We start from the raw sequence: 12,108 nt of genomic DNA, 5'->3' as shown, positions 1-12,108 counted from the left end.
AGCCGGCTTTCTGTTTGGTGGTCTGATGCCTGCTCTATTGGCTCAGGATGCCAATCGCGAGGCCGACGATTGCGCCGGTGGCGACTGAGGTCAGGACCGCATCATTGCTGCCGCGGTGGTGGACCCACTGATGACCGCGCGGCGGATTGTAGAGACCGTAGCGGCCATAATCGCGAATGATCACAGAGTTGGAGCCGTAGTGATAACGGTTACCAATCGTATAGCGCGGGTGGTGGTAGCCACGATTGTAGTGATAGACGACGCGCGGGCGAGGACGGTAATAGGTCGGCGAACTGTAATAGTTGCGCGTGACGACCCGGCCGCGATTGTAGTGGCGGTTGTGGTCACGATAGTAATCGCGGCCGCGGCGATAGTCGCGCCGCTGGTCGCGGCGGTGATGGTAGTCGCCACGTCGGTCACCGCGATGGTAGCCACGATTGCCGCGATCACGGTTACCATGATAGCGGTCGCCTCGATCGCCCCGGTCATAATGTCCGCGGTCACCGCGCTGGTCGGCAGCTGCGACGGGTGTGAACGCCACAAGCGCGAGAGCTCCTGCGGCACCAATACGGAGAAGTAGTTTTCTGAACGCCATGAGGAGCCTCCTTTTACAAGTTCGCTCACCGGACCCTTGCCCGGAAATGTTTCTGGTCTGAATACAAGCGTTAACTAATTATGGGGTTCCAAGCTTGAACCTTAGCTGAACAAGTCCTTCATCATGGCCCGCCAACAAAATCTCGAAATCGACGATGAACTGACGGTTCCCCATTGGGAGCTCGTGGAGACGTTCACGCGCTCTTCCGGGCCGGGCGGGCAGAATGTGAACAAGGTCTCGAGCGCGGTGCAGCTGCGGTGGAATGTCGATGCATCCTCCGTCCCCGCGCGCATCAAGACGCGCTTCCGTCAAATCTGGAAGAACAGGATTACAAAAGAGGGTGACGTGATTGTGGACGCGAGCGAACACCGCTCGCAGGCGCTGAACCGCGATGCGGCGCGTGATCGCCTCACCTCCATGATCCGGAAGGCAGCAAAGAAGCGTAAGCGCCGCATTCCGACCCGCCCGACGCGCGGCTCGGTCGAGCGGAGGATAAAGGCCAAGAAAGAAACCGGCGAAAAGAAAGCGCTCCGCGGCAAGGTCGATCCTTAGTCGCAACGGTCTTCGGCCAAAAGAAAACGCCGCCCCCCTAAAGGAGGCGGCGTTCGCATTTCTGGTTTAGGTCAGACGCTTATTGAACGACTGCGCAGGCAATACGTCCGCCGGCGCCGCCAATTGGCTGGCTCATATGGTCGTCGCGGCCTTCGTGGATAATAATCGCGCCGCCATCGTCATCCATCACGTCGGAAAGAGCGACAAGGTCAGTGAAGGTTTCGAAGTTAACCGAGCCATCCTCGAAAGCGTAGAGGTTTGGCAGGTCGCCTGGCTCTGGGCCGGCTGGATTGAGGAGGCCGTGACCGCCTTCGATCTTGCCGACATGGCCGCCAGAAGCGGTGTACTCGCCCGTATCGCTACAGTCGCCGGTCTGGTGAATGTGGACGGCGTGCCAGCCTGGCGTGAGGCCGCCTTCATTGATCGACACTTCCATGACGATGCCATTCGGACCTTCGATCATGTTCACGCTGCCAATCGTGTCGCCCTCATTGCCCATAAGGTCGCCAGTGGCGCGCATCATGGAAGGAAGGGACTCGTTGCCGTCCATCTCCATTTCGGAAGGCGGCATGTCAGCTTGCATTTCTGCGCCATTGTCAGCGGAGGTCGTGTCTTGCTGGGCATCCGAGGTTTGCTGCGTGCAGGCAAAAACGATCGCAATCGAAGCGGCTGCGGCGGATAGGGGTAGGAAGCGGCTCATGAATATTCTCCTGTTTGGACACATTGTAACATAGTTCGATCAGCGTTTTGTCATGCCACCATCGACGACATATTCGGAGCCGGTGACGTAAGAGGCATCGTCAGACAGCAGGAAAGATGCGACGGCGGCAACTTCTTCCGCCTTGCCAAACCGACCAAGTGGCACCTGTGATCTGATCTGCTCCGTCATCTCCTTCTTCTGCTCTTCATCATCGACCGCTGTGTCAAAGAAGTTTGTTTCGATCGGCCCCGGGGCAATCGAATTTACGCGGATCTGACGCGGTGCCAGCGCGGAAGAGAAGGACCGAGCGAAGACGGCCATTGATGCTTTTGATGCGCCATAGACAGCGCCCGGTGCTTGACCAAGATAGGCGGCGACGGACGAGGTCAGGAGCACTGCGCCACCATCAGTTATGTTGTCCTTGAGTAGGTCCATATGCAGAAGCGGCCCCCGGACATTCGTGTTCATCATCTGATCGAAGAAGTCGGTGTCGTGCTGCCCGACCTCCTTGAAGGCGCCGTATCCGGCATTGAGATAGAGGCCGTCGAGCTTTCCCATCTTCTCGCCAACCGCTTCGGCTAGCTGCTTTGCTTCCTCTGCGCTGGAAGCATCATTGCGTAGCACGAGTGACCCGGATGGAAGTTTCTTTCCTGCTTCATTAAGGTGGTCCTGGCTGCGGCCTGTTACGCCGACCTCGCCGCCTTCCTCGACGATGCGAAGCGCCGTGGCGAGGCCGATACCGCTCGTGCCGCCGGTAATGAGGATGCGCTTACCTTCAAATCTCGACATTCTAGTCTCTCTTTCCATTCTGGTTTACGCTAGGCGAACGGGCCGCAGGTGCGAGCGTTCCGAGACATTTTCACAGGCCCGCGAATGACGACAGAAAGACTGGACAAGGCACTTGTTACCCAGGGCTATTTTGATAGCCGGTCAGCGGCGCAAGCTGCTGTCGCTGCAGGTACCGTGCTGGTAAATGGCCGGCGAGCCCAGAAGACGTCCCAGGTGATCGGACCGGCTGACCGGCTGCAGGCAGAGCCTGCCCATCCTTATGTGTCTCGCGGCGGGTTAAAACTCGCCCATGCGCTGGTTGTTTTCGGCGTGGACCCTGCCGGTCGACATTGCCTTGATGTCGGCGCGTCGACTGGGGGCTTCACCGACGTGCTTTTGCAACGCGGCGCAGCAAGCGTTGTCGCGGTCGATGTCGGGCGCGGGCAGCTTCATGAGAAGATCGCGCGCGATCCACGTGTCACCTCCTATGAGGCGACGGATGCGCGGTCCCTGACGGCAGAGATGGTCGGACACGCGCCATCACTCATCGTCTGTGATGCGAGCTTTATCTCTCTGGCGAAACTTCTCGAAGCGCCGCTTTCGCTCGCCGCTTCGGGGGGCGAACTGGTGACACTGTTCAAGCCACAGTTCGAGGTCGGGCGTGAGTTCGTTGGCAAAGGTGGGCTGGTGACGGACAGAGAAGCGGTAACGCGCGCCGAGGCCGCATTCTGCGACTGGCTGGCCGATATGAATTGGGCTGTCAGCGCGAAAACTGACAGCCCGATCCTTGGCGGCGACGGCAATGCCGAACGCCTCATTCATGCTGTGAAGGCCTAGCCCGCAGGGCCGCGGCGGCCACCGCTTTCGCGGCGCGACAGGAAGGCAAGGCGCTCAAACAGGGCAACGTCCTGCTCGTTCTTGAGAAGTGCGCCGTGCAGTGGTGGTGTCAGCTTGTCCGGGTCCTGTTCCTTGAGGGTCTCAAGGTCGATGTCTTCATTCATCAGGAGCTTCAGCCAGTCGAGCAGTTCGCTGGTCGATGGCTTTTTCTTCATGCCCGGAACTTCGCGCATGGAGTAGAAAGTGGTGAGTGCTTCGGCGACCAGCTTCTGCTTGATGCCCGGATAGTGGACGTCGATGATCTCTTTCATCGTCTGCTCGTCCGGGAATTTGATGAAGTGGAAGAAGCAACGGCGCAGGAACGCGTCCGGGAGCTCTTTTTCATTGTTCGAGGTGATGATGACGAGTGGGCGCTGCTTGGCTTTCACCGTTTCATCGGTCTCGTAGACATAGAACTCCATGCGATCGAGCTCCTGCAGGAGGTCGTTCGGGAATTCGATGTCAGCCTTGTCGATTTCGTCGATCAGCAGGATCGGGCGTTCGTCGGAGGTGAAAGCCTCCCAGAGCTTGCCCTTCTTGATGTAGTTGGAGATGTCCTTGGCGCGTTCCTCGCCCATCTGACCGTCACGCAGACGGGACACGGCGTCGTACTCGTAGAGGCCTTGCTGAGCCTTGGTGGACGATTTGATGTGCCATTCGATCAGCGGCACGCCGAGCGCTTTTGCGACTTCGATTGCCAGAACGGTCTTGCCGGTGCCAGGCTCACCCTTGACCAGCAGCGGCCGCTGGAGGGCAATTGCCGCGTTCACAGCGACACGAAGGTCTTCGGTTGCAACGTAATTCTCAGTGCCTTCAAAGCGCATGCTGTTCTCCCAAAACTTTTCCGAGCTGATGATAAAGACGCAGGTGCGAAGGGCAACCTGTTGAGCGCGCCTATCTTGGCGTCAATCGCGGCATTTTCGCCCGAGCTCTCGTTTTAATCGGTGTTAACCTTAGAAGTTGTATTGAATTTGCATTATCCCAGTAAGGATTCGGGGGAGAGCGCGCACAATGCCGCTGAAACTGTCATTGAAACCGGGCGAGGCCGTCGTCGTCAACGAAGCCGTTATCCGCAATGGAGAACGCCGCGGAACCATGTTGCTTGAAACCAAGGCGCGGATACTGCGAGAGCGCGACGTGATGTTTCCTGAAGACATCTCGACACCGCAGGACGCGGCGTATTTCTGTCTGATGCAGATGTACATTGTCGGCGAAACGAGCGGCAAACTTTACGACGGGACAGTGTCTGCCCTTGCTGACTGGATGGACCGGAGCCGTTCTCAGGCTGAGCGCGATGAAATTCTGCGCATCGCCCAACACGTTGCTGCCGGTGATCTTTACAAGGCGCTTGGCAATTGCCGCAAACTCCTCAAGTCGGACCATGATGAGGCCGAATATGCCTGAAGGCCACGTAAAGATGACCGCCATGAATGACGAACCTACCGTTCTGACGGACCTCGCCGAGGCGATCGATGTGCTTGAGCGCGGCGGTGTGAGCGCGCCGGTATCGATCCAGCTTGGCAATGACGTTGTGCTGGAAGCTGGTACTGACCACGAAATTGATGGCCTGTTGCAGCGGGCTCGTGGCCTGCGCCTCATCACCATGATTGCCGCTGGTGAGACGGTCGAACGACCTTCAAGCATGCGTCAGGACAGGCCTGCCTTGCATGCGCGGGTCAAGGAGATACTGGACGCACTGAAATAGGACGATTAAGGCGCGCCTCATGACCGGTGATCTTGTCTCTGTATTCACTGCGTCCTTTGTGACGTTTTTCGTGCTTATCGATGCGCTGGGCGTTGCGCCCGTGTTTGCGTCGCTGACGGCGAAGGGCGATGCCCGCTATCGCCGCAACATGGCGTGGCGCTCCATCCTGGTGGCGACGCTTATCATTTTCGGCTTTGCCTTCTTTGGTACATGGCTGCTGCGCCAGCTTCACATCACCATCGACGCCTTCCGGGCCGCAGGCGGCGCGCTTCTCTTCCTGATCGCGCTCGACATGGTGTTCGAGAAGCGCACGGAGCGTCGCGAATCGCGGGCGGACGAGTATCTCGAAGAGCATGAAGAGCCGGACGATGTATCGGTCTTCCCGATCGGTATCCCCATGCTGGCAGGGCCGGGCTCCATCGCGACCGCAATGCTCTTCATGTCGGAAGCTGCCAACTGGATGACCCAGGCGGCGGTGCTGGCGGCGATTGGCATCAATATGCTGCTCTGCCTGATCGTGTTCCTGATTGCCGGACCGCTGGTGAAGGCGATGGGCGACAGCGTTGCTGGCGCAATCACGCGCATCTTTGGCGTTATCCTGGCAGCTCTGTCGGTTCAGCTTTTGATCGACGGCCTACAGGGCGCTTTCGCTTCCGTCTGACGTGTCGGCATGGCTGCTCGACAGCCGGCCCATCATTGCCATCTGGAATTCTGCATTTTCTGAAAGGCCGATGCCGTCGACCAGACCAGTGCCGCGAAGATGGCGAGAAGTCCCAGGATCTGGAAAACGAGAGCGGTCGACCAGCGGATACCGATCTGAGCCAGGTCGGTCACACGCGGGCCGATGGCCTTGGCGAGGGCAACAGCGCGGTCGCTGCCTGACTGGGCGACGACTTCCAGCTTGCGGACATCCTCTGGCGATTTGGCCAGTTCGATCAGCGTAACCGCGCCAGCGGGCGTTGTCTCAGCCGCAATGTGCGCGATCGATGCGAGGTCACGGCGCAGGCGAAGCAGGCCTTCAGCGTTGAGAGACTGCTCATAGGCGCCGAGGACCTGGCTTTGACGTACGCTTGGCGGGACGACGGCGCTCACCACGCCGGAGAGGCGATCAAGCAGCTCTTCCTCGGGCAAAGCGAGATCCACGCGTTCATCGAGATAGGTGAGGTAGGCCTCATCAAGGCGACCAGCTCGCCCAGCGGCGCGCAACACCGAAATTGCTGTCAGTAGAGCGGGTTCAGCTTCACCATTGCTGACTTCGATCAAGCCGATTGCGCTCAGGCGGAGCTGCACGGTGTCGGTCGTCTCACCGTTCACCCATTGCTGCGAGCGGCGAACGAGGTCAGCGCGGCTGCCGATCATGGAGAAGCCGGCGGACTGGGTGTCCAGCGATGGCTCTGGCTCACTCGCTTCCATTGCGTCGTCGGATAGTTCTTCTGGCGATACGCCGATTTCCGTTTCGTCATCAGCAGTCCCGGACGTTTCCGTCTCAGGCGCCGGTGTGTCAGTCGTTTCGGCAGGCGCTGCTGGTTGCTCAGAATAAAGCATGTCGGGGCGTTCGACGGCGCGCTGATAGTCGGCGCGGACGTCGTTTGGAAGAAAGAGAAGGCCCGCGCGCGTCAGGCGCTCATCCTCAGTGCCGGACTCTTCGGCGTTCACAGCGGCGAGCAGGGCGCGACGATCATTGCGACTAAGCATGGCGGGGGCGGCCAGCAGGTAGCCGCGCGCCGCCGAGAAGTCGCGTTGCGCAAGTTCGTTGGCAATCTGCTCTGCCCAATAGGCACGGGATGGAACGCCATCCGGCACAATGGTCTCAAATGCCTGATCGATTTCGCGCCGGGTTTCCTCGCGGGCTTCAGCGTCGAGGCTGCCATCAAGGCTTTGTGTGGAATAGGCACTGACCAGGACACGAACGGCCAGCACGGCGAGAATCAGAAGCAGGCTGTTGAAGACCAGCGCATGGCGCCAGCTGCCCTTCTCCTCCAATTCCCTGCGCCTGTGATAGCGGGCCATATACAAGACCTGATGTTCAATCTGGTTTGGATGCGACCCATACGCGGCCGCGCGAGAGCTATAGGGCACAGGCCCCGCCGTGTCCGCAAGTGGCTACAGCTAATCAGGCGACTGGCGCAGACCTTGCAGAATTCAGGACAGGTTCATGTGCGGGCGTGTAATTTAAACCTCATGTAATGGCCAATTGCGCAGAGGGGCAACACGCTATATAGGCCGCGCCAGTGGGAGGTATGGAGACCATGGCTGACACGAAGCTGAATGACTATATCCCGTCCGACGACGAGGAGTTCATGAACCCTCGCCAGCAGGCATTCTTCCGTATGCGCCTCGAGCAGTGGAAGACCGACATCCTTGATGGCACCAAGTCCACAATCAACAATCTTCAGGAAGACTCGAGCAATCTTCCGGATATTGTGGACCGCGCATCATCGGAAAGCGACAAGGCACTGGAGCTTCGCACCCGTGACCGTCAACGCAAGCTGATCTCGAAAATCGACGCAGCGCTGCGCCGTATCGATGAAGGCACTTATGGTTACTGCGACGAGACAGGCGAGCCGATCAGCCTGCGTCGTCTGGAAGCCCGTCCGACTGCGACGCTGAGCCTTGAGGCGCAAGAGCGTCATGAGCGCAAGGAGCGCACGGTTCGCGACGACTGATTGCCTTTTCTGACACCGGAATTGGAAACGGCAGAGCCTGCGAAGGCCCTGCCGTTTTTTGTATCACCCAACGCCCGGCGGTTTGTTTTCAGTGCCGGTCCGTTGAGGGTGAAAATGACACGGGAATCCGAATCAAAAATTACCGCAACATTTCAGCCAGATTAATTCCGAGTGGAGTTGGTTAATGACCAGCGGGGCGGAAATTTACTTTTATTGACGGAAAACCGCTCCTGCAGCTGATTCCAGTGCAGGCGGACTCGAAAATACTAACGCTTCATTAACCAGCGCAGCCCAGTCTGCGGAGTTGGAGAGCTGGGGTTCCTATGCGCGATACAGAACGTACCGAAGAGGACTGGTCCATGTCTGAAAGACGTGAGCGGGCGGTCATGCGCGACGTGCCGAATGTGAGTGCGCCGCCAATCCTGCCCGAGGCAAACGATTTCAAACTTCCGACAGCGCGGGGCATCCTTTCGAAGGAAGAGATCCAGGCCCTGCTGCGTCCGGATCTGCCCAAGATCAACGATGCAGGCGACACGTCGCAGCCCTTCGGCCGGGACCTCGATGCGCGCGAGGAAGTTGATGAAGCAGCGAGGGAGGGTCGGAAGATTGCGGCGCGCCTGTCGCGGGCTTTTGGAGAACATGCAGGCCTCAAAGCCGCTGTCACGCTTGCAACGGCCGCCTCGTTTGAGGACGCCGGTGAGCTGCGCACGTATGCAGAGGAATCTGCCACGAACGCGTTTGCGATTTTCGAAAGTGATGAAGGCGACGCGACGCACATCATCTGTCTGAGCAATCATCTGAATGATCAGTTGATCGCCAATGCGTGTGGTGCGCTATCGCTCGCGGGATCAGCGGCCAAGGCACGTCATCTGAGCGTCATCGACTGCGCTCTCATTCGGCAGTTCATGTCGCCTTTTGGCAGGCTGATGGGACAGGGCCTGTCGCTCGTCGGCATCGAGACGAACGCCGCCTATGTATCTTCGCTTATGGCTGGCGATGTCGGGGCCCGGTTCGACTTCAACGTCGATGCTGCCGGGCGCCGGAGCGCAATGTCACTCTGGACTGTGGAGGTGGCGACTGCGGAACGGCAAGCGAGTGCGCCGGCGGAGCCTCCACGTGAGGTGCAAGACGCAACAGCGCTTCTCACCGCCCGGATGGCAAGCCTGAGTGTGCCGGTCAGGAAGCTTGCAGCGCTGAAACAGGGCGATACGCTTCTGCTTGGATTGCCAGCGGATCAGCCCGTCCAGCTCCTGTCTGGTGGCCGTGATGGGCGTGTTGCCTATGAGGGTGATCTGGGGCGGAAGGGCAACAGCATGGCTGTGCGCCTGCGGCAGTGCGCCTGAGGCGTAAGCGGCTCTGCAGCTTCGCCCTTTTTACCTTCCCCAGCGGGCAGGCCGGCCGCGACCATCGACATGGACAAACGGTCCGTGCACCGCATTAGCCTTGTAGCTGCCCAGCCCGCCGCGTGGGACACTGTCCGTCGCAGCGAATAGCTCCTCAGCGTAGTCGTAGAGGAAATCGGCATCCGTCTTGTCGATCGCGCCATCGCGGTTGAGATCGTCCATCACGCCATCGCGCGGCGCGACGTCGACATAAACGTCGGTCGCGTCGCCATACATGTGACGCGACAGCGTCGCAGAGCCGATAGCGGTATTGTAGAAGGGCGAGCGGTAGCCACTCATCACGAAGAATGTGTCAGCATCGGTGATGCCATCGCGGTTGAGCGCCGCTAGCAGCACTTCCAGTCTTTCCAGATTGTCGCCTGAGATCAAAAGATATTTTGGCCAGTGGTCGGGCTGCTGATGACACAGGAACTGGCCGATCTTGAAGCTCGGCGAGACATTGACGTCGCCATAGCCCTCATCGAGGCGGATAAATCCTCGAGGTGTGTTCTCAGGATAAGCGCCCATCCGAAACCCGTTCAGACGACCATCGGCGTCAACGCGGCTCGAGGGCTCGAGCACGAAAAGCGCCACCTCGTATTTCTCGTCGCCATCAAGGCTACGGAATTCCAATGGATAGGTGCCTGGCGTTTCGGGCGCGGTGAACTCATCGGCGGCCTTGATACGCTCGCCGTCGAGATAGGCGGCCATCCCTGCGGGTACGGTCATTGATACGGTTTCCGAGGGCATGGCCATATGATGCCAGACTGGGTGAGGAATTTCCTCTCCATCAAGCGACACCGGCACGGTCGAAACCGCACCGGTGAAAGCCATTGTCTTCAATATTGCTGCGCCTAGCAGGGTGTTCACCATGTAACCCTAGCCTCGTTCGGTTGCTTCGACAGTTTGCGTACTGGCGGTCTGACCGATTGGAGACATCCTTTCGACCTGACGGATGCCTTCCGTCCGGTCGTAGATGTCGCGCCAGAAGTTGACCGTGCCATCGTCGTTCACCGTCACCGTCATGTAGGTGATGTGAATTGGCATGCGGCCCTGAAAGTCAACGCGGGTGTTGCGCGTCGTCGAAAGGGCATCGCGCACTTCATTGAGCCGCTCGTCGCCATCATAGCTTGCAACCCACTCGGCCATCTTCTCTGGCTGTTCGAGACGGATGCAGCCAGAGCTAAACGCGCGTTCGGCGCGATCGAACAGGTGCGTGCTCGGCGTGCCGTGCAGATAGATCGAATACTGGTTCGGGAAGATGATCTTCAGTTGGCCGAGCGCATTGCTGCTACCTGGTTGCTGAACCAGTCGGTAATTGCTGGCCGAAGACGGATCATTCCAATTGACCGAATAGGCGCTCACTTCTGCACCGCTGGAGCGGTCATAGATCTTGAAGTTGGCGCGCTGCGCGTAGGATGGGTCGCGGCGAAGCTTTGGAAGCTTGTCCTTGGCGACGATGCTGACAGGTGCATACCAGCGTGGGTTCGCAACAGTGTATTCGATTTCATCATTGAAGGTCGGTGTCTCGCGGCTCTTCATGCCAACCACGGACTTCATCGAAATCTCGCGTGCATCCCCATTCCAGCCTTCAACCGTGTAGGAAGGGATATTCGCCCAGATGTAGTGCGCATCCGCCGGGCCCTGGGCACGCCAGCGCTCCATGGAATCTGCGATACGTGCGATCTTGGACTCAACGCTTTCATTGAGAGCCGAAAGCGTCTTTGGACCGATCACACCATCCGGCTCAATGCCGTGACGTTGCTGGAAGGTCTGGACCGCTTCAACCAGATCTTCGCTGTAGAGCATTGGGTCAGCAGCGGATGTCTTAATGGATTTCGTCGCAAAGAGGTTGGTGCGGCGATCGCCGCCAGCCTCTGGATTGCGCTCTTCGACGGAAACATTTTGGAGCTTGCCGGCATCAGCCAGCAACATCTGCTCATTGCTTTCGGGGGCTTCGATATAGCCTTCGACGCTCAAACGCTCTCGAATTGCGGGAATGCGCGGGTCGCTATCGCCAGCTTCAACGCTCTCGCCCTCAGGGATTGCGAGCCATCCGCCAGCATCGCGAATGTCGCGATACTGGGCGAGTGCACCCTTGAGTGCGGCGTATTGCGGATAGCCCGACTCAAAGTCCTGAAAGCTGAGCGTGCGGCCCTGGCCCGCTTCGAGCAGCTTCTTCGAGACGAGAGCCATCTTGGCTGATCCGTAACCGCTCGTTGCGGCCTTGCCTTCATCGCTGAGACCTCCGCTGACGGCTGAGGCAATGCGAAGCCATGCGGCCGTCAGGGCAAGATCAGCCTCGGCCTGCTCGTCTTCACTGCCTGCGGAAAAGCGCTTGTCGATGAGCTGCTCCAGATCGCTGTCCAGAACTTCATCGCTTGCGAGGCCATGTTCGAAGAGATCGCCCGCCGCGTTCTGAAGGCTTTCGGCGCCTTGGCGTGTCCAGATCGGTTGGAACATTCTCTGGATGTAGGCCCTGCGAGCAACTTCACTGACGCTTTCGCCCATCTCGCCATTCAGTTCGGCTTCAAACCAGTCGCTCATAACTGCCGTCTCGATAGCATTTGGAAGCGGTGCCGACACGGCGGCGCCAGACATGGCAGCCTGTTCTGCGGCACTTACAGCGCGGATTGCCGCTCCATCACCGCCGAGCTGTGCAAGCGCGACCGGCGACGCTGAGGCAAGGATGATTGAGACGAAGAGCGGTTTCATGTTTTCGGGTCCTGTATCGCTGTGACTGTTGCCAATCCAACGGAGGCAACAATGAGAGCGTTCCCGAGAAAGTTTGGTGCAGAATGCTGGAACCAAATCACAGTTTCTGCGTGTCAACCGCCGCCTTGGTGGTGCTGCAGGGCATCCAT

At 58.9% G+C, this 12,108-nt stretch carries 14 protein-coding genes; 7 read left to right on the top strand and 7 right to left on the bottom strand.

Going from position 1 to position 12,108, the window contains the following annotated elements; genetic code table 11:
- Window positions 1-34 precede the first annotated feature (34 nt).
- Window positions 35-595 carry an RcnB family protein gene (locus D1222_RS00715; protein WP_119452332.1) on the bottom strand — a complete coding sequence of 187 codons (561 nt, stop codon included), beginning with the start codon at window positions 593-595 and terminating at the stop codon, window positions 35-37.
- A gap of 123 nt (window positions 596-718) precedes the next feature.
- Between D1222_RS00715 and arfB the strand changes: the two genes are divergently transcribed.
- Window positions 719-1,147, top strand: a complete 429-nt coding sequence (gene arfB / locus D1222_RS00710; protein ID WP_119452331.1) for an alternative ribosome rescue aminoacyl-tRNA hydrolase ArfB — start codon at window positions 719-721, stop codon at window positions 1,145-1,147.
- A 79-nt stretch (window positions 1,148-1,226) separates the two neighbouring features.
- Here arfB and D1222_RS00705 read toward each other — a convergent pair whose 3' ends face one another.
- Both D1222_RS00705 and D1222_RS00700 read right to left on the bottom strand, forming a co-directional pair.
- Window positions 1,227-1,847, bottom strand: coding sequence for a superoxide dismutase family protein (locus D1222_RS00705; RefSeq protein WP_119452330.1), 621 nt, complete (start codon window positions 1,845-1,847; stop codon window positions 1,227-1,229).
- Between the two features lie 39 nt (window positions 1,848-1,886).
- Window positions 1,887-2,636, bottom strand: coding sequence for an SDR family oxidoreductase (locus D1222_RS00700; protein WP_119452329.1), 750 nt, complete (start codon window positions 2,634-2,636; stop codon window positions 1,887-1,889).
- A gap of 84 nt (window positions 2,637-2,720) precedes the next feature.
- Here D1222_RS00700 and D1222_RS00695 point away from each other — a divergent pair, with 84 nt between their 5' ends.
- A complete protein-coding gene (locus D1222_RS00695; RefSeq protein WP_119452328.1) occupies window positions 2,721-3,452 on the top strand; it encodes a TlyA family RNA methyltransferase in 732 nt (243 codons plus the stop codon).
- Here D1222_RS00695 and D1222_RS00690 read toward each other — a convergent pair.
- Complete coding sequence (locus D1222_RS00690; RefSeq protein ID WP_119378394.1) at window positions 3,449-4,315, bottom strand: AAA family ATPase; 867 nt, start codon at window positions 4,313-4,315, stop codon at window positions 3,449-3,451. The genes D1222_RS00695 and D1222_RS00690 overlap by 4 nt on opposite strands.
- A 187-nt stretch (window positions 4,316-4,502) precedes the next feature.
- Here D1222_RS00690 and D1222_RS00685 point away from each other — a divergent pair, with 187 nt between their 5' ends.
- From D1222_RS00685 to D1222_RS00675, 3 genes are read left to right on the top strand one after another with little or no spacing between them, the layout of a single operon-like run.
- Window positions 4,503-4,895: a flagellar biosynthesis repressor FlbT gene (locus D1222_RS00685; RefSeq protein WP_119452327.1), complete on the top strand. Its 393-nt coding sequence runs from the start codon at window positions 4,503-4,505 to the stop codon at window positions 4,893-4,895.
- A 22-nt stretch (window positions 4,896-4,917) separates the two neighbouring features.
- Window positions 4,918-5,196, top strand: coding sequence for a hypothetical protein (locus D1222_RS00680; protein ID WP_147371787.1), 279 nt, complete (start codon window positions 4,918-4,920; stop codon window positions 5,194-5,196).
- A 19-nt stretch (window positions 5,197-5,215) separates the two neighbouring features.
- Window positions 5,216-5,857: a MarC family protein gene (locus D1222_RS00675; protein WP_119452325.1), complete on the top strand. Its 642-nt coding sequence runs from the start codon at window positions 5,216-5,218 to the stop codon at window positions 5,855-5,857.
- Window positions 5,858-5,889: 32 nt separating this feature from the next.
- Here D1222_RS00675 and D1222_RS00670 read toward each other — a convergent pair whose 3' ends face one another.
- Window positions 5,890-7,206: a hypothetical protein gene (locus tag D1222_RS00670; RefSeq protein ID WP_119452324.1), complete on the bottom strand. Its 1,317-nt coding sequence runs from the start codon at window positions 7,204-7,206 to the stop codon at window positions 5,890-5,892.
- A gap of 239 nt (window positions 7,207-7,445) precedes the next feature.
- Between D1222_RS00670 and dksA the strand changes: the two genes are divergently transcribed.
- Together dksA and D1222_RS00660 are read left to right on the top strand one after the other, a co-directional pair.
- Entirely contained in the window at window positions 7,446-7,862 is a 417-nt protein-coding gene (gene dksA, locus D1222_RS00665) for an RNA polymerase-binding protein DksA (protein WP_119452323.1), read from the top strand.
- Between the two features lie 323 nt (window positions 7,863-8,185).
- Entirely contained in the window at window positions 8,186-9,205 is a 1,020-nt protein-coding gene (locus D1222_RS00660; RefSeq protein ID WP_119452322.1) for a FliM/FliN family flagellar motor switch protein, read from the top strand.
- Between the two features lie 30 nt (window positions 9,206-9,235).
- Here D1222_RS00660 and D1222_RS00655 read toward each other — a convergent pair whose 3' ends face one another.
- Both D1222_RS00655 and D1222_RS00650 read right to left on the bottom strand, forming a co-directional pair.
- A complete protein-coding gene (locus D1222_RS00655) occupies window positions 9,236-9,973 on the bottom strand; it encodes a D-Ala-D-Ala carboxypeptidase family metallohydrolase (protein WP_233348447.1) in 738 nt (245 codons plus the stop codon).
- 150 nt (window positions 9,974-10,123) lie between these two features.
- Window positions 10,124-11,959, bottom strand: a complete 1,836-nt coding sequence (locus D1222_RS00650) for a L,D-transpeptidase family protein (RefSeq protein WP_182481821.1) — start codon at window positions 11,957-11,959, stop codon at window positions 10,124-10,126.
- Between the last annotated feature and the right edge of the window lie 149 nt (window positions 11,960-12,108).

The sequence above is a fragment of the Henriciella algicola genome, from assembly GCF_003576245.1.
Taxonomy (GTDB): domain Bacteria; phylum Pseudomonadota; class Alphaproteobacteria; order Caulobacterales; family Hyphomonadaceae; genus Henriciella; species Henriciella algicola.
This window is presented reverse-complemented; position numbering and strand designations above follow the sequence as displayed.